Source organism: Alkalihalophilus pseudofirmus (assembly GCF_029094545.1).
Lineage (GTDB): Bacteria > Bacillota > Bacilli > Bacillales > Bacillaceae_D > Alkalihalophilus > Alkalihalophilus pseudofirmus.
In genome coordinates, this window is sequence record NZ_CP117835.1 from 3,332,704 (window position 1) to 3,350,959 (window position 18,256).

Below are 18,256 nucleotides of genomic sequence, written 5' to 3' on the forward strand. Positions count from 1 at the left end.
TGATTCATTATATCAAACGACTGAAATTAGAAAAAGGGGCTTTCGTTGCCAACACTTGTCGAAATAACGGCGTTTAGACAAGATTCATCATATCCTTCAATATTTTACATGATTACGTAAAAAAAGAAAGACCATTAAAAGACCATTAATTGAAGATAAAAATTGAAAAAGCTGACTGCCACGGCAATCAGCTTCTCTCACCTGTTCCTTTAACTATTCTCTTTGGCGGCCTTTTTTCGTTTTAGAAAGCGAAAGCGGTGGCCTAATACTTTTTCTGCAAGACCAGATCGGTATACTAAATACCCATAAACAAGAGCACCGATCCCAACACCTATGAACATAAGAATAAAGCTGTTCAGTCTTGTATCAAGAGGCATAAACGATTGAAGTCCGTTAATGGCTAATATGACCGCTCCTGCCATGACCCCTGAAAACATTAATACAAGAAGGAATCGTTTAAAAATGGAGGAGTAATCAAATTGCGCATAGCGGCCAATCGACCACACATTAATCATAATCCCTACTAGGTAACCAGCATAAGTCGATACAATCGCCCCAGCCGGCCCCATGAGAATCAGCATTAAATAGTTTAAAGCTAACTTAACAAACAATGCAGCTACAAGAGATAAGACTGCTTGCTTTTGACGATTCATCCCTTGCAAAATCGCAGCTGTTACAGCAAATAGCGAGAATAGCAGCGTCATAGGTCCATAATATTGTAAAACCATTCCGCCAATCGCTAAATCTTCAAGTCCATAAAGCGAAGCAAACACTGGGTAAGCAAGTGCTGCCATCCCTACTGCAGCTGGTACAGAGATAAATAAAATAATCTGATACGTCTGAGTGATTTGACGCTGCAAGGCATCGTGATCACCAGAAGTAAAAGACTTCGTAATCGTCGGCACTAATGTAATCGACAATGCCGTTGCTAAAGCCATCGGTATAAGCACAATTTTATGGACAGATTGATTTAGCGCTCCAAAGAATGCCTCGGAAACTGCCTCATAAGAAGTACCTGAAAGAGCGTTATTTACGGTAAATAAATCAACATACTGAAACAAAGGAATGGCCAAGCCAACAAATGATAAAGGCAGTGCATAAGCAATCAGTTCCTTATACATTTGAGGAAGCGTTAAGTCATGCCTTATCGTACTTTCTTCTACTTGCTTTAAAATATGCTTCCTTCGTTTAAACCAATAATATAAAAGAACCGCAAGTCCGCCAAGCCCTCCGACAAAGGCGCCGAATGTAGCAAATCCGACGGCTAGACCGATACTGCCATCCCCAACCCCTACAATTATAAAGGCCATTGCAAGGATAAAAGAAATACGAACAACTTGTTCAACTACTTGTGACACACTTGTCGGCCCCATGGATTGAAACCCTTGGAAATACCCTCGAATAACAGCCATCACCGGGACAATGATCAGCGCAACACTGACCATACGGATGGTGAAAATAACATCTGCTTGAGTGTTACCGCCAGGCTTTTCAACAGGAAGAATACTAGGTGCCAAAACAGGCGCCAACAGAAACAGCGTCAGAAACGCTAGAAACCCTGTAATAGACATAAATAATAAGCCAGATTTGAATAATCGATGACCGGTTTCATAATCTCCTAGTGAATGATATTTAGAAACAAACTTAGATACGGCTAAAGGAACACCGAGTGTAGCTAAACTTAATATGACTACATATTGTGCATATCCGTATCCATATAAAGCAAGACCTACTTGTCCTACCAGCGCAGAAAACGGAACAATATAGACAAAACCAAGGATCTTCGAGATAAGCGTCGCAGCCGTTAGAACCATTGTGCCACGCATTAATTTTTGATCAGCCATCTTTTCCTCCTACTTTTACTAGAACACTTCGTAACAAACACCTCTATTTTTCACTTCTAAAAACGATATTTAACACTAGTAAGCATTGTAGCATAGAGACACACTAAATATTTAGTAATTATATAAAAAAGTCTATTCGAGAAATAACTGCATTTGAGATAAAACTTCCATTCATTAAAATGTGCGACATATCAAGACAAACTTCCTTTTGCCTATAAAAGATGCTACTCTAAAACAATCAAATGAAGATAAATAAGGTGATATAAATGAATAAACATGTAATTGTCATTGGCGGCGGTCCAGCCGGGCTAATGGCTTCTATTGCTGCAGCGGAACATGGAGCAAATGTGACGCTTCTTGATAAAGGAAATAAACTTGGTCGAAAGCTGGCTATTTCAGGAGGCGGCCGCTGCAATGTGACAAACAGAATGGACTTGCAAGAATTAATTGCTCACATCCCTGGAAATGGCCGGTTTATGCACAGCCCGTTTTCTGTCTTTAATAATGAAGACATTATTACCTTCTTTGAAGGGCTTGGTATCGAGTTAAAAGAAGAAGACCGAGGCAGAATGTTTCCGGTTAATGATAAAGCAACGACTGTTGTCTCTACTCTTCTAAATCGTATTCGTGCACTGAATGTCAATATCCGAACAAATACAGGAGTAAAATCCCTGCAATTTAACGAGGAAAAAGTCCACTCTGTTCAATTACAAAATGGTGAAACTCTCGAGGCTGATGCTGTTATCGTCGCTACAGGCGGTAAATCAGTACCTCATACCGGCAGTACTGGTGATGCATACCCGTGGGCAGAGGAAGCTGGACATACGATTACAGAACTCTACCCTACAGAAGTTCCAATCACATCAAATGAGCGCTTTATTAAGCAAAAGCAGCTCCAAGGCTTGTCCCTTAGAGACGTTCATCTCTCTGTTATAAACCCTAAAGGAAAATTGATCAAAACCCATGACGGTGATATGATTTTTACTCACTTTGGAATTTCCGGTCCGGCTGCTCTTCGCTGCAGCCAGTATGTGGTTAAAGCATTAAAGAAGTTTTCCGTTAAGACCATTGAAATGCAAATTGACCTTTTTCCTGACACTAATAAAGAAATGCTCTTTCAAGATTTAGTGAAACGCGTCAAAGAGGAACCAAAAAAATCCTTAAAGAACTTATTAAAAGGCTTTGTACCTGAACGTTTTCTTTTATTTATGTTCGAGCAGCTGGACCTAGATAGTACTCAGGCAGCTAACACTTTTTCACATGACCGCTTACGTGACATTTCCGGCTTCTGTAAGGCCTTTTCTTTTAAAGCAAACGGTACGCTCTCTATAGAAAAAGCGTTTGTTACAGGCGGAGGCGTTTCTGTTAAAGAAGTAGAACCGAAAACGATGCAGTCTAAGAAGAAGCAAGGTCTCTTCTTCTGCGGAGAAGTATTAGATATTCATGGATATACAGGAGGATATAATATTACCTGCGCCTTCTCTACTGGCTACACGGCTGGAAAAGCAGCAGGCGAGCTAGTCAGCTCATTATAGGGGAATTTAAGTTATTCACAATTCCACAGATCACTCCCCTTAATAAACCAATATTTGTCCGTTTAGATTTCAACAGACTGTGTATAACTCGTTTTTTACCCACAAGTTATACACAGTCTGTTAGTATTTTCTGAAAATTTGTTGATAACGCTTTCTTTATTAACAAATTTATGTGGATATAATATGTGATTGAATATTCATTCATTTAATGATAAAAGAAAAGAGGAGCTGCCCTTGTGGACAGCTCCTCTTTGTTCTTTAATGAATCGGCGCAATTGGGTGCTGAAATCATACATAACCATCTGGCATCGACGCATATCTCAGTTGAACCGACGCATAAACAACTTGAAAACTTATAATTGCGCTTCAGCAACCGGCTGAGCGGCTTCCGCCAGAACAGTCGCTTACACTTTTCTCATTGTCTAGCTTCAGCTCCTTGCCCTGCGGGTAAAAACGGTGAGTCAAACGAAGTCTAAGTTCGGACTTCTGTTTGTCTCCCCTCAATTTACCGCATGCCAGAACAGTCGCTTACACTTTTCTCATTGTCTAGCTTCAGCTCCTTGCCCTGCGGGTAAAAACGGTGAGTCAAACGAAGTCTAAGTTCGGACTTCTGTTTGTCTCCCCTTATTTTACCGCATGCCAGAACAGTAGCTTACTCTTTTCCTTTTACCCTACTACAATATTAACCAGCTTTCCTGGGACGGCGATAATTTTTCTTACCGTTTTGCCGCCGATTGCTTCTTGAACTTTGTCGTCATTCTTTGCGATTTCTTCCATTTGATCGCGTGATGCGTCTGCTGGAATTACAAGCTTTGCACGTACTTTACCGTTAATTTGAACAACTACTTCTACTTCATTTTCAACAAGAAGTGATTCTTCGTATGTTGGCCACTCAGCATATGTGATGGTTTCGTTGTGTCCAAACTTCTCCCAAAGCTCTTCTGCAATGTGAGGAGCGAGTGGCGCTAGAAGCTTAACAAAGCCTTCCATTAACTCACGTGGAAGCTTCTCTTGTTTGTAGGCATCATTGATGAACACCATCATTTGAGAAATTCCAACGTTAAAGCGAAGCGCTGCAAAGTCTTCCGTCACTTTTTTGACCGTTTGGTGGTACGTACGGATAAATTCATCTGTTCCTTTTGTATCTGTGATTGCAGGGTTCAACTCGTTTGTCTTTTCATCGATAAATAGACGCCATACACGATCTAAGAATCTGCGTGCTCCGTCTAAGCCGTTTGTAGACCAAGCGATCGATGCATCAAGAGGTCCCATGAACATCTCGTATAAACGCAGTGTATCTGCACCATGGCTATCAACGATATCATCAGGATTAACTACGTTTCCTTTTGATTTACTCATCTTCTCATTGTTTTCACCAAGAATCATTCCTTGGTTATAAAGCTTTTGAAACGGCTCTTTCGTTGGCACAACTCCAAGGTCGTAAAGGAACTTGTGCCAGAAGCGTGCATACAACAAGTGAAGAACCGCATGCTCTGCTCCGCCAATATAAATATCTACAGGCAGCCATTGCTTTAATTTTTCAGGATCTGCTAGGGCTTCGCTGTTGTTTGGATCGATGTAGCGAAGATAATACCAGCAGCTTCCTGCCCAGTTAGGCATTGTGTTTGTTTCGCGTCTGCCCTTCATGCCCGTTTTAGGATCTGTCACTTCAAGCCATTCTTTATGGTTAGCAAGCGGTGATTCTCCTGTATCAGACGGCTTGATCTCATCCATTTTTGGCAAAGTTAATGGCAGTTCTTCATAAGCGACCGGTGTCATTGAACCGTCTTCCCAGTGAATCATAGGAATTGGCTCACCCCAGTAACGCTGGCGGCTGAATAACCAGTCACGTAGACGGTACGTTACTTTTTTCGTTCCGTAATGATTCGCTTCAAGCCATTCAATCATATTTGTAATAGCAGCTTCTTTATCAAGGCCGTTAAGGAAGTCAGAATTTACATGCTCCCCGTCACCTGTATAAGCCTCTTTTCGAACGTCTCCGCCAGCTACTACTTCAATAATTTCAAGGTCAAACGTCTTAGCGAACTCATAATCACGCTCATCATGAGCCGGAACAGCCATAATTGCTCCAGTACCGTAGCTTACAAGTACGTAATCAGCAATCCAGATCGGAATACGTTTACCGTTGGCAGGGTTTACAGCAAATGCACCTGTAAATACGCCCGTCTTTTCTTTAGAAAGCTCTGTACGCTCTAAATCACTCTTTAATGCCACTTGTTTTTTATACTTCTCAACAGCTTCTTGTTGTTCTGCTGTTGTAATTACATCTACCAGCTTATGTTCAGGAGCAAGCACCATATAAGTTGCGCCAAATAATGTATCCGGACGAGTCGTGAATACATCAACTTTCTCCGCGTCGTGTCCGTCTACTTTAAATGTCACCTCAGCCCCTTCTGAACGGCCGATCCAGTTGCGCTGCATATCTTTGATGCTTTCTGACCAATCAAGCTCATCAAGGTCTTCTAACAAGCGGTCAGCATAAGCTGTAATTTTCAGCATCCATTGTTTCATCGGACGACGTTCTACAGGGTGCCCCCCGCGCTCACTTTTCCCGTCAATAACTTCTTCATTCGCAAGTACTGTTCCAAGAGCAGGGCACCAGTTTACAGCTACTTCATCAATGTAAGCCAACCCTTTTTCATAAAGCTTTAAGAAGATCCATTGTGTCCATTTATAATAATCAGGGTCAATCGTATTCACTTCTCGGTCCCAATCATAAGAGAAACCAAGTGACTTAATTTGACGGCGGAACGTATCAATATTTTTCAGCGTAAATTCAGCTGGATCGTTTCCCGTGTCTAGTGCATATTGCTCTGCCGGAAGTCCAAATGCATCCCAGCCCATTGGATGAAGCACGTTATACCCTTGCATTCTTTTCATACGTGATAGAATATCTGTTGCCGTATAGCCTTCTGGGTGACCAACATGCAGGCCAGCTCCTGATGGGAATGGAAACATATCTAAAGCATAAAACTTTGGCTTATCTGCCTCTTCTGTTGTTTTGAACGTTTTATTTTCTTCCCAATGCTTTTGCCACTTTTTTTCAATGTCTAAATGTGAAAACGACATATCTTTTCCTCCTTTGAGTTTATACGTATTGTTGTCATCCTGCCTGCTTGAGCTATCTATTCATGATTGCCACGCAACCTCATTTTCAATCGAACGATTAGGGTTAAATTGAAATCACAAGATTTTAAATCGCTAATGATTTTAAGAAACAAAAAACTCCCGCCCCTAACAATAGTCAGGGACGAGAGTTGTGTTATTCCCGCGGTACCACCCAAATTAACAAGTAACATTACTTGTTCGCTCAGCACGCTTAACGGACGTGACCCGTTGAGAATTACTACATTTTTCACTCTCAAAACTAAAAGGCGAGTTCATCATATCCTTCTGGCAGACTTTCAGCAGCCGTCTGCTCTCTTATTTCCCAGATATCATTACTACTCCTTCTAAACGTCTTAATATGAACTTAATTAGTATTGTATGAAGTGAATCGTTCGATGTCAAGCTTTAACAACACTATATTCCGATTTAACTCGGCAGGTTCATCTCTTCTTTTTCCAAGGACATGTTTCTCTTAATAATAGGGGTGTCATATTTCATTAGAAACACGATTGCTATTCCAAACATACCTAAGAGCACATAAATGAGAATAGTCATTGAATAGAAATCAACTAACATTCCTCCAAGTAATGGTCCGATCATTTTCCCTCCAGTAGACACACTGTTGACAATCCCTTGATAAAACCCCTCTTTTCCTTTCGGAGCTAAATCATTTGCTATCGTCGGTACAGCCGGCCATACAAACATTTCACCAAACGTCAAGATGATCATCGCAGCTAAAAATCCGCTGAAGATTGTTGCTTCAGACAGCACGATATAAGAAGCCATAAAAATAATGACACCTACAATCATTTGACCTTTTAAGGACATCTTACCCCTTTTAATCAGCCATGAGACCACAGGCTGGGCAAAAACGATCATTAGACCGTTCACTGTCCAAAACAAACTATATTGCTGCAATGAGATACCAAGAGATTGAGTATGAACAGACACATTAGCCTGCCACTGCGTGTAGGCAACCCAGCAAATAAAAAAGGCAACCGATAGCAAAAATAATGAATGAAGCCGGTAATTGCTTCTGAGAGAAGTCTTTTGTTCAAATACATTCGCAGTTTGAGCATTAGCTGCTTTCGCCTTCATCCCCCTAAATGCAAAGATAACGAATACGAGCAGAAAAGCATACATCGCAGCATTCGCGCTAAACACATAGGTTAATTGAATAGAAGCAACGACCCCGACCAATGCTGTTCCGAGCGCTACTCCTACATTTTGCGCGACGTACATGGCATTAAACGGCTTTCTTCCCCCTTCAGGCCAAAGACTGCCAGCTAAGGCATACATCGCTGGAAACATCATTCCAGAACCAAATCCAAGCCCCATCAATAAAAACATATAAAAGTAATAGCTATGAAAAAAGGCCAATATCGTAGCACTTATGGTTGTAATAATAATAGATAAAATCATCGTCCGGTAGGCACCTATTTTATCAAACAATCTTCCGCCGATAAGGTTGCCGATCACCCCGGCGAAAGCATTAAGCATTAATATAAATCCAGCTGCTGTTAACGAGCGTCCTAATTCTTGGTGGATGATAATCGCATTTAGCGGCCATAAAAAAGAAGCCCCCGTTACATTAATCACCATCGCCACTACTAACAGCCAAAGAGCCTTAGGCATAATAGCGCCCTCCTTCTTCTAACGTGTAACGCGAAGCATTATTTCGAGCACCAAAATAATACTAGTAGAATCATCTGAAGAACGCAATCATTTTTTCGTATTTACATACTGTCTGAATCTTTGCCATTTCTTTTTTTCACCAAGACTCTCATGCTACAATAATCTTGCTACAAGTATGAAAGAAAATCGAATGGACCTAATATTTTAGAGAGGCTGACTTATATGTGTAATCAATCGATAGTAAACGCCCCTGACTCTGAGCGTTTCAAACAGTTTGGCGATAAACGCTATTATTCATGGAATAACCACCTACGTCAGCATTTTGGCGAGAAAGTATTTAAAGTTTCACTAGATGCTGGTTTTGATTGCCCTAACAGAGACGGGTCTGCAGCTTACGGAGGCTGTACATTTTGCAGTGAAAGAGGATCTGGTGATTTTGCTGGTGACCGCTCAGATGACCTTGTCACTCAATTTAATACCATTAAAGAACGAATGCACCATAAATGGAAAAGCGGCAAATACATCGGCTACTTCCAAGCGTACACAAATACATACGCTCCGGTTCGCACCTTGCGTAAATATTATGAAGTGATACTCGAGCAAGAAGGCGTCGTTGGTTTATCTATCGCTACAAGGCCTGACTGTCTTCCTGATGATGTCGTTGAGTATCTGGCTGAGTTAAATAAACGAACCTATCTATGGGTAGAGCTAGGCTTACAAACAATTCATGAAGAGACAGCACAGCTTATCAACCGTGCTCATGACTATCAATGCTATGTAGAAGGTGTAGAAAAGTTAAGAAAGCACGGGATCCGCGTGTGTGCTCACATCATTAACGGGCTCCCAAAAGAAAATCATAAGATGATGATGGAAACAGCACGTGAAGTTTCTAAGCTCGATGTTCAGGGGATTAAGATCCACTCTCTTCACCTTTTGAAAAAAACCCCTATGGTCAAACAATATGAAAAAGGACTGGTTGAATTCATGAGCATGGAAGAGTATGTAAACCTTGTTGCTGACCAACTTGAAGTGATTCCGCCGCACTTTGTCATTCATCGATTAACAGGAGATGGCCCTGCAGATTTAATGATCGGCCCGATGTGGAGCACTCAAAAGTGGTCGGTATTCAATGCTATTGAAGCGGAACTTAAGCGCCGTGACAGCTGGCAAGGTAAGTTTTATCAAGCGGAGGTTAAAGAATAGATGAAATTATTAGGCGTTCTTCCTTTTGCGCGTTTTTTACTTGAACGAAGTATCTCCCCAGGTGATATTGCCGTCGATTGTACTGCAGGAAACGGGCACGACACTTTATTCTTAGCAAACTTAGTTGGCAACGCTGGCCATGTGTATAGTGTTGATATCCAAGAAACTGCGATCACAAACACAAAATTAAAAGTAGAAGAGGCTGAAGTTGCCAGCCGAGTAACCCTTCACCAAAGCGGACATGAACATATTTCTACTCTCATTCCAAAAGAAGAATATGGTCGGGTCAAAGGGGCAATTTTTAATTTGGGTTACCTTCCTGGAGGGGATAAGTCGATTGTGACTCATTCTCAGACAACAATTAAAGCAATTGACTCTCTACTTGAACTCATGCCTAAGGGAGGCATAATTGTGCTTGTCATTTACCATGGACATGCCGAAGGGGCTGCAGAACGTGATCATTTGATGGAGTATGTAACAAGACTTGACCAAAAAAGAGCTCATGTTCTAAACTATTCGTTTATTAATCAAGCGAATAATCCCCCGTTCATTGTTGCGATAGAAAAAAGATAAGTGAGTTCAGTATCAAAAAGATTAGTTGACAAGTTTCGTGATTTCTTTACACTTATATAAAAGAAATGATTGATAAATCAAACTTTTTATTGGAAATAAGTTCAATATTACGAAGGAGTGTACTCATCATGACAATTCTTGATACGATCTTAGACTATAACAAATCATTTGTTGAAACAAAGCAGTATGAACCATTCCAAACAACGAAGTTTCCAGACAAGAAACTTGTAATCCTTACGTGTATGGATACTCGTCTTGTCGAACTCCTTCACCGGGCTATGGATCTAAAAAATGGGGATGCCAAAATTATCCGTAATGCAGGTGCTGTTATTTCTCACCCATTCGGAAGTATTATGAGAAGTATTTTAGTGGCGGTCTATGAGCTGCAGGCTGATGAAGTCGTTGTAGTTGGACACCACGGCTGCGGTATGGCAGGACTCGAGTCTGAATCCATTCTTGAGAAAGCAAAAGAGAGAGGACTCGACGTAGATGTAGTGGATACGCTTGAATACTCGGGCATTGATGTGAAAGGGTTCTTAACAGGCTTCTCTAAAGTTGAAGATAATGTTGCTCATAGTGTTGATGTGATTAATAATCATCCGTTATTCGTTCGCCAAATTCCGGTTCACGGGCTTGTCATTTGCCCTGACACAGGGAAATTAGATGTCGTTGTAAATGGATACGATCATCTATAATTACAAAATCCGCTGCCATCTATGTGCAGCGGATTCTTTATTTTGCGTCATCATTTTTTCTTCATCAACCTCTTATTAATCAACCATTCCATAAGAGACCAAGGTAAAATGCTTTTTAAAAGCACTAACAGTCGGACCCCTTTACCAGCATGATAGCGGAACTTAGGCTTTTTTGCTTCCGAGATTTTGACAATCAGTTGAATGACTTCAGCAGGATCTTGGGCGCCTGCTGCTGTTTGTTTTGCTTGCTGATAAATAGAATCAAAAAATGGATCATTCATCCCATTCTTTTTTGAACGAACACTTTCCAGTCCTTTGTTCCAAATATTTGTTTGAAAAGAACCTGCTTCAATCAGACAGACATAAATATTTTGCGGAAGGAGCTCTAAACGCAGAGATTCGCTAAATCCGCCAATAGCAAATTTGGACGTCACATACGGTGCCAGCCCCGGAAATCCGACTCTGCCGCTAATGCTTCCTAGATTAATGATCTTTGCTCCTTTTCCCTTCTTTAATAACGGCAAAAACGTCTTCGTCATTGTGATGACGCCAAACAAGTTCGTATCTAGCTGCTTCCGCCATTCCTCTATTTCAAGCTTCTCAATCATTCCACCTGCGCTGTACCCTGCATTATTCACCAGTACATTTAATTGACCATATTGCGATTCCACATATAAAAATGCCTCTTTAATATGATCTTCTCTCGTGACATCAAGCTGAATTACATCTATTAAATGACTGGTCCCTTCACGCTTGGCTCTATCTAGCAGTTCATTGCTCTTTTTCACATCTCGCACTGCTGCGATGACTTGGCATCCCCTTTTGGCAAGCGATAATGATGACAATAATCCAAATCCGCTGTTCGCTCCTGTAATAAGGACGACTCTTTTATGTCCCATCCAAATGTACGCCTCCTAAAAAAAGAACTGCAGCCATCTAACTCGCTGCAGCCTATCTCTATCGTTTAACTTCTTCTAAAAACCCAGCTGTTCAAATAAAAAATAAAGGTAGGAAGTCCGCCGGTCTTGATCATTTTTTTCGACTTTTTCTTCATCTCTTTATTTCCCTGCACTTTTTCATCAGATAAATAGATGGCAATAATCCCTTGATAAATCATACGGTGGAATTTAGGATCTGGGAGGGTTGAAAGACTTTCTTCTGCCTTTTTGACAAAATAGCGAAAGCGCTCAATCATTTCCTCTTCGCTGTCATAGTAAAATAGGAAGTTAAGCTCATCATCAGCAATGTCTTCTTCTTGATCAATAAAATAATCAAGTAAAATATGAAATCCTTGAACCCAAGGGAAGTACCCGGCTTTAATTGTTTCAGCAGTCTCACTCGTCATATTAGGTTTTGTTGAATACGTAGCTAGTGCGTATACACCTAACGTAGAGGCTGTACAAGCTGAAAATTCATACCAGGTCATCTCAGGCATCTTATGACGATGACGCTCATACCAAGCTTTAAGCATAGGAATCCTGTCTTCTTTTTTCACATGTTTATACACTTGCAGATCACAATAGTATCCGCTTAACTCAAGCATAGCAGGCTGCATCTTTTCAAAAGACGGGAAGGTTGATAGGATTTGCTGACAAGTCTCTATCAGCGCGTGTAAGTAACCGCCATCTTCTTGCTCGTTACGGAACTCATAGTTATTCTCAAGCGGTGCCCCTGGTGTCAGGGCTGTAAGCAACGCATTATGTAGGGCGCGAAAGTCTTTAGGGTCGAGCGAGTCGCTTTGGTCACATAAGTTGTCTAAGTAATCGCACATAATCTGATAAGCAATGATAAATTGGATTAATTCATCAAAACGATCTCTAGCAACTAATCCAAACACTCCTCCCCCTTCGCAATGAAATTTCTTTTTACTTAAGGCATCTAAGGCTTGTGAGCGCAATTCATCATCAGGAATCGTCTGTGCCTTTTCTATCCATTGATTAAAATAACGATTTACAGTAGGGACAACATCACGATAAATATTCATTAAAATCGGAATCGGTTTTGTAGGGACTTTCATATGAAGTGTTCTCCTCCATTCACTTTCCATAATTAGTACCTTAGCACAAAAAAAAGCAAGCAACAATAAATCTACCGTTAATGTCAAAGCATCCTCATAAATTCCGCCGGCCGCTGCTTATTGCTTATAATTATTGCTTACACAAAAAAAGAAAGCCTTGTTAAAGCTTTCTTGTAAGAGTCATTCTATGGAAGGAGGATGTTTACAAATCCGATGGCATACCTGAATACATCTTCTCTTTCCGGCTCATTAAAAATTTCATGATACAGCCCTTCCCATTCTTTATAACTCTTTTCAGTTAAAAGTAAATGATCAAACCAGTCCCTTACAGCGATTTGATCGACAATATAATCTTCTCCAGACTGCATCACTAATATAGGCAGATTCGGCATTTTTTCAGGATAGCGGTTGGCAAGGTGCATCGCTTTCGTCAGCTCTTGATACCACCTAGCGGTCACCCTCGTTACACGCAGTTCATCTTTCAAATAAGCTTCACGTACTTCTTCATTGCGCGTACAATGCTCAGTACGCAATCCAGATTTAGCACTGAAGGTTGGTGCGACTCTGTGCAAAAGCTTTGTAGCCAATGCCTTTGTTTTTGGAGGGGGGCTGCTTAATCCTAAGCAAGGTGAAGATAAGATTACTCCAGTAATATGAGTATGATTACGCTCCATTAACGAACGAACACAAACAAGACCTCCCATACTATGGCCAAACAAAATAATCGGTAATTCTTTCTTTTTTGCCTCAAGCATCCATTCATCAACCGCATCTAAATACTGATTAAATGATTGCACATGGCCTCTTGTACCTCTTGTCTTCCCTTGACCTGGCAAGTCTCCCATCACCACATCAAAGCCGTGGTCATTCCACTTCTTAGCAAGCCACATATATCTCCCGTGATGCTCACCGGCTCCGTGTACCATTACGACTACACCACGCGGCTCAGAAATCTCTGATTTCCACATAATTGATTCCCCCTAACTTCATTTCTTCTCTTTTTTTATATTCGTTTCCACCTCTATGATATTTACGTTAAAATTAGTATAGCTGTTTTTTTATCAAATCAAAAGGATGTGTATAAAATGATTTATCCATACGAGGGGAAATGGCCTAAAATTGATGAGAGCGCTTTTATTGCTGATTATGTCACAATCACCGGCGATGTTACCATTGGAGCAATGAGCAGTATATGGTATCAAACTGTGATCCGCGGTGATGTGTCTCCAACCATTATTGGCGAACGTGTGAATATTCAAGATCAATCCATGCTTCACCAAAGCCCTAAATACCCGCTTATTATTGAAGATGATGTCACTGTAGGCCACCAGGTCCTTCTACATAGCTGCACCATTAGAAGAAATGCCCTCATCGGAATGGGGTCGATTATTCTTGATGGAGCTGAAATCGGCGAGGGTGCATTTATCGGTGCCGGAAGTCTTGTCCCTCAAGGAAAGAAAATCCCACCTAATACCCTCGCATTCGGTCGTCCTGCTAAAGTAGTCCGTGATTTAACGGATGAGGATCTAGCAGACATGGCAAGAATTAGGCGGGAATACGTAGAAAAAGGTCAGCACTACAAACAAGTGCAATCAGAAGTAAATAAAAAATAAATGATCAAAACCTTTTATCTTGCATCTACTCAAGATAGAAGGTTTTTTGTCATGTTCTCATAAAATATGCCGCCTCCTGTCTAAAGTCGTTAAGACGCCTTCACACTTCTAAACAATACATTTACCTTCCCTTGATAGTAACTCAATAATTCCCCCTTACACTATAAGAAAATAGAGAGGGGGAATGAAGATGATCATAAATAAATCTTGGTTGTATGAAACGGACTGCCAGCTGTTTTATTTAATTAATAAGAATCACCGCCTCATGCTGCCGATGCAGTATATCACTCACTTGGGCAGCGCTCCATTAACTATTATTTCTTTACTCAGTTTATTGCTCCTCACATCGGGTGATATGTTTACAGCCAGTATAGCTGCCATGGCTGCATTAATCACAAGCCACCTTATTGTCAGGGGTATAAAACACCGTACCCCTAGATACAGACCTTATGTATCTCTCAAAGAATCCCATGTAGTAAAAAAGCCTTTAAAAGATCATTCGTTTCCATCTGGACATACAACAGCAGCCATAGCAGCCTGCACGCCTTTTATGTTGATGTTCCCAGCCTATTCTATTTTCTTTTTAATTACGTCATTTCTTGTTGGCATCTCACGCATTAGTCTTGGGCTGCATTACCCTTCTGATGTTATGGCCGGATGGGGACTTGGGTTTGTAAGTGGTGTACTTTTTTATGCAGCAGTTGCTGCTTTGATGAGTTGAGATCGATAGGAGGATGAAAGATGAGAATCGCTATATTTTCTGATACGTACAGTCCACAGGTAAACGGAGTAGCTAGAACGTTAACGAGACTTGTCAGCCACCTAGAGAAACGAAACGTTGAATATCAATTGTTTATCCCTGATCAGCTAGAACATACAGACCCATTTAAAAGCAACATTCATTCTTTCACAAGCTTTCCCTTTTTCCTCTATCCAGAGTGTAGAGTTGCTTGGCCTAATATGCTGAGATTAAAAAAAGAGCTGCTAGCATTTAATCCAACCGTCCTCCATGTAACCACACCTTTTAACCTGGGATTGGCAGGTGTTCACCTCAGCAAGAAATATCACATTCCTTTAGTTGGCTCTTATCACACTCATTTTGATCATTACTTGCAATACTATAAACTCACTTTCCTGTCCGACTTGATGTGGTCTTACTTAAGATGGTTTTATGCAGACTGTAAGAAGGTCCTCGTTCCTTCAATTGAAACAAAGCTCCATCTTGCCTCTAAAAAATTTAACCATCTAGATATATGGAGCCGAGGTGTAGATTGCCAGCAGTTCTCACCCTCAAAGAAAGAAGGATATTTGTATGACCTCTACAATATAGAACAAAAATTTGTTCTCCTTTATGTTGGCCGTATGGCACCCGAGAAAGATCTAGCAACCATGAAAAGGATTATGCGCCATCTTCCTAAAGAGATATGTGAACAAGTTCATTGGATTTATGTTGGAGGTGGGCCGATGCTGTCTGAAATGAAGTCTGAGTTCCAATGTGCTCAGGTGACGTTTACAGGCTATTTAAACGGCGAGGCACTCTCAGCACTATACGCTTTAGCCGACTTATTCATTTTCCCTTCCCAAACGGAGACGTTCGGTAATGTCGTATTAGAAGCTTTGGCTTCAGGAACACCAGCTATTGTTGCTGATAAAGGAGGCGTTAGGGAAATTGTGGAACATGGAAAAACAGGAATGATTTGTAAGTCTGGTAATGCCGAATCTTTTGTTCAAGCCATTACTAAGCTCCTTTACTCTCCTAGTCAGCGGCTTGAGATGGGATATGCAGCAAGAACGTATGCCTTATCTCAATCATGGGATTCTATTTTCGACGGATTATTATCAGAATATAAAAAACTAAGCATTGGTTCCTTGGATAAAAGATCCCTTGCCTAACCTCTCCCCTTTAATCCTCACCACTTTCTAGGCATGAGCATAGTGTAATAAAGAGTTAACTGATCTTTTGCTAAGGAGTGGGAGAATGTATTATTACGATTCAATGTACGAACAGATGGAGAGGCAAGGACCACCTGGGCCACCTCCGCAGATGACGCCACAGCTTCCAAGCGGTCCTCAAGCTTTCGCGGTGGATCCTGGAGCCATTAATCGCTGTTTATTTCGATTTACATTTATCCGCCTAACAAATGGTGAAACGTTTTGGTTCTTCCCAACATTTGTAGGCCGAAACTCAGTTGCTGGCTATCGATGGTGGTTTTTCCGCTGGGTAAATTTCGGAATTGATTTAAGAAGAATTTCATCTTTTCAATGTGTATAAGAAAAAAAGTACCTGTTTTGGGGCAGGTACTTTTTTTTCAAATATATGAATAACAATGATTCTTATTCTCAATACTAAGAGTATAAAAAGAAGGCACGGAGAATGCCCTCTTTTTATACTCTTAGCTTGGTTCGAACGTTTTACAATCCGTCTCCTCTTGACGATCTGCTTGTTTCCCTTTATGACTGATTACATAGATCTTATCCGCTGCACATTGGTTACCATGCGACCAATGTACACAATTGTTCACTTCACATAAAACATCTTGTGCCATATTAGTCCACCTCCCTCTTACTGCCTAGTTTGGCCTTTTTTGAAGAGAAGCATACATAGAAGTGTTTCTATTATTTGTTATACCCCGATTATCTAAACTAAAACAAAAAACACAATCTCTCAAATGAGAAATTGTGTTTTTTTGTATTTCTTTTAATAAAACTGTAAATTAAAGTCCTGCTTGTTCTTTAAGAACAGACGCTTTATCCGTTTGCTCCCATGGAAGCTCAATATCTGTACGTCCAAAGTGTCCGTATGCTGCTGTTTGCTTATAAATAGGACGACGAAGGTCAAGCATTTTAATGATGCCAGCAGGACGAAGGTCAAAGTTATCACGAACTAATGAAACAAGTGTTTCTTCAGAAACTTTACCTGTACCAAATGTATCAATTGAAATTGACACCGGCTGAGCAACACCGATTGCATATGCAAGCTGCACCTCACACTTATCAGCTAATCCAGCTGCAACGATGTTCTTCGCTACATAACGAGCTGCATAAGCACCTGAACGGTCAACTTTTGTTGCATCTTTACCAGAGAATGCACCGCCGCCGTGACGAGCATATCCACCGTAAGTGTCTACAATGATTTTACGTCCAGTTAAACCAGCATCCCCTTGAGGTCCGCCGATAACAAAGCGTCCTGTTGGGTTAATGAAGTATTTCGTATCCTCATCAAGCAATTCAGCTGGTACAACCGGGTTAATGACATACTCTTTTAAGTTGCGTTGAATTTGCTCAAGAGTTACTTCTGGATGATGTTGAGTGGAGATAACAATCGTATCAATACGAGCTGGTTTTCCGTCCTCATCATATTCCACAGTCACTTGTGTTTTCCCATCTGGACGTAAGTAAGGAAGAATTTCTTCTTTACGTACTTCAGTTAAGCGGCGAGCTAGTTTATGACTTAATGAAATAGGAAGCGGCATAAGTTCTTTTGTTTCGTTATTTGCATAACCAAACATTAAACCTTGGTCACCTGCACCAATTGCTTCAATTTCTGCATCAGTCATTTGTCCTTCGCGAGCTTCTAATGCTTGGTCAACCCCAGCTGCGATATCTGCTGATTGCTCATCAATTGATGTTAAAACAGCACAAGTCTCTGCATCAAAACCATATTTAGCACGTGTGTAACCAATTCCTTTGATCGTCTCACGAACGACTTTAGGGATATCTACATATGTGTTTGTAGTGATCTCACCCGCAACTAAAACTAAACCAGTTGTTACAGATGTTTCACAAGCTACACGAGCATTAGGATCTTTCGCTAAGATCTCATCAAGAATCGCATCAGAGATTTGATCACTAATTTTATCTGGATGACCTTCTGTTACTGATTCTGATGTAAATAAACGACGACTTTGCTTTTCTACCATGTTCAAATTCCTCCTATGCAGACAACTACAACGGTTGTGTGCGAATGATTTGAGACGGCACTCGTTTCTCATCCAATGGGTGATAAAACGGT

The 18,256-nt window shown here is 40.8% G+C and carries 16 protein-coding genes and 1 other annotated feature; of the genes, 8 read left to right on the plus strand and 8 right to left on the minus strand.

From position 1 onward, the window contains the following. Positions 1–209: 209 nt before the first annotated feature. Positions 210–1,844 carry a putative polysaccharide biosynthesis protein gene (locus PQ478_RS17615; protein ID WP_289235011.1) on the minus strand — a complete coding sequence of 545 codons (1,635 nt, stop codon included), beginning with the start codon at positions 1,842–1,844 and terminating at the stop codon, positions 210–212. A 266-nt stretch (positions 1,845–2,110) separates the two neighbouring features. Between PQ478_RS17615 and PQ478_RS17620 the strand changes: the two genes are divergently transcribed. Continuing rightward, positions 2,111–3,379, plus strand: a complete 1,269-nt coding sequence (locus PQ478_RS17620) for a BaiN/RdsA family NAD(P)/FAD-dependent oxidoreductase (protein ID WP_289235012.1) — start codon at positions 2,111–2,113, stop codon at positions 3,377–3,379. Between the two features lie 666 nt (positions 3,380–4,045). Here the strand turns inward: PQ478_RS17620 and leuS are convergent. Continuing rightward, positions 4,046–6,469, minus strand: coding sequence for a leucine--tRNA ligase (leuS, locus tag PQ478_RS17625; protein ID WP_289235013.1), 2,424 nt, complete (start codon positions 6,467–6,469; stop codon positions 4,046–4,048). A 174-nt stretch (positions 6,470–6,643) separates the two neighbouring features. Then, positions 6,644–6,866, minus strand: a binding site (T-box leader). A 68-nt stretch (positions 6,867–6,934) separates the two neighbouring features. Continuing rightward, on the minus strand, positions 6,935–8,143 hold the full coding sequence (locus tag PQ478_RS17630) for an MDR family MFS transporter (RefSeq protein WP_289235014.1): 1,209 nt from the start codon (positions 8,141–8,143) through the stop codon (positions 6,935–6,937). A gap of 222 nt (positions 8,144–8,365) precedes the next feature. Between PQ478_RS17630 and mnmL the strand changes: the two genes are divergently transcribed. From mnmL to PQ478_RS17645, 3 genes are all read left to right on the plus strand, one after another. Beyond that, the gene (mnmL, locus tag PQ478_RS17635) at positions 8,366–9,346 is read left to right on the plus strand and encodes a tRNA modification radical SAM protein MnmL/YtqA (RefSeq protein ID WP_289235015.1); all 981 of its coding nucleotides are present in this window, start codon (positions 8,366–8,368) and stop codon (positions 9,344–9,346) included. Further along, on the plus strand, positions 9,347–9,919 hold the full coding sequence (gene mnmM, locus PQ478_RS17640) for a tRNA 5-(aminomethyl)-2-thiouridylate-methyltransferase MnmM (protein WP_289235016.1): 573 nt from the start codon (positions 9,347–9,349) through the stop codon (positions 9,917–9,919). A 128-nt stretch (positions 9,920–10,047) separates the two neighbouring features. Beyond that, positions 10,048–10,614, plus strand: coding sequence for a beta-class carbonic anhydrase (locus PQ478_RS17645; RefSeq protein ID WP_289235017.1), 567 nt, complete (start codon positions 10,048–10,050; stop codon positions 10,612–10,614). Between the two features lie 50 nt (positions 10,615–10,664). On the opposite strand, the gene PQ478_RS17650 is transcribed toward PQ478_RS17645, so the two are convergent. The 3 genes from PQ478_RS17650 to PQ478_RS17660 form a co-directional block, all read right to left on the minus strand. Continuing rightward, the gene (locus PQ478_RS17650) at positions 10,665–11,513 is read right to left on the minus strand and encodes an SDR family oxidoreductase (RefSeq protein WP_289235018.1); all 849 of its coding nucleotides are present in this window, start codon (positions 11,511–11,513) and stop codon (positions 10,665–10,667) included. A gap of 65 nt (positions 11,514–11,578) precedes the next feature. Continuing rightward, the gene (locus PQ478_RS17655) at positions 11,579–12,631 is read right to left on the minus strand and encodes a tetraprenyl-beta-curcumene synthase family protein (protein WP_075683785.1); all 1,053 of its coding nucleotides are present in this window, start codon (positions 12,629–12,631) and stop codon (positions 11,579–11,581) included. A gap of 185 nt (positions 12,632–12,816) precedes the next feature. Next, positions 12,817–13,599: an alpha/beta hydrolase gene (locus tag PQ478_RS17660; protein WP_075683786.1), complete on the minus strand. Its 783-nt coding sequence runs from the start codon at positions 13,597–13,599 to the stop codon at positions 12,817–12,819. A gap of 117 nt (positions 13,600–13,716) precedes the next feature. Between PQ478_RS17660 and PQ478_RS17665 the strand changes: the two genes are divergently transcribed. From PQ478_RS17665 to PQ478_RS17680, 4 genes are all read left to right on the plus strand, one after another. Continuing rightward, positions 13,717–14,244: a gamma carbonic anhydrase gene (locus tag PQ478_RS17665; RefSeq protein WP_075683787.1), complete on the plus strand. Its 528-nt coding sequence runs from the start codon at positions 13,717–13,719 to the stop codon at positions 14,242–14,244. 190 nt (positions 14,245–14,434) lie between these two features. Continuing rightward, positions 14,435–14,965 (plus strand): phosphatase PAP2 family protein, encoded by a 531-nt coding sequence (locus PQ478_RS17670; RefSeq protein ID WP_289235019.1) that lies wholly within the window; start codon positions 14,435–14,437, stop codon positions 14,963–14,965. Positions 14,966–14,985: 20 nt separating this feature from the next. Continuing rightward, positions 14,986–16,137, plus strand: coding sequence for a glycosyltransferase family 4 protein (locus tag PQ478_RS17675; RefSeq protein ID WP_289235020.1), 1,152 nt, complete (start codon positions 14,986–14,988; stop codon positions 16,135–16,137). 85 nt (positions 16,138–16,222) lie between these two features. Beyond that, positions 16,223–16,516: a hypothetical protein gene (locus PQ478_RS17680; protein WP_289235021.1), complete on the plus strand. Its 294-nt coding sequence runs from the start codon at positions 16,223–16,225 to the stop codon at positions 16,514–16,516. Between the two features lie 121 nt (positions 16,517–16,637). On the opposite strand, the gene PQ478_RS17685 is transcribed toward PQ478_RS17680, so the two are convergent. Then, positions 16,638–16,790 (minus strand): DUF1540 domain-containing protein, encoded by a 153-nt coding sequence (locus PQ478_RS17685; RefSeq protein ID WP_012960167.1) that lies wholly within the window; start codon positions 16,788–16,790, stop codon positions 16,638–16,640. 168 nt (positions 16,791–16,958) lie between these two features. Next, positions 16,959–18,164, minus strand: a complete 1,206-nt coding sequence (gene metK / locus PQ478_RS17690; RefSeq protein WP_289235022.1) for a methionine adenosyltransferase — start codon at positions 18,162–18,164, stop codon at positions 16,959–16,961. Positions 18,165–18,256: the final 92 nt, after the last annotated feature.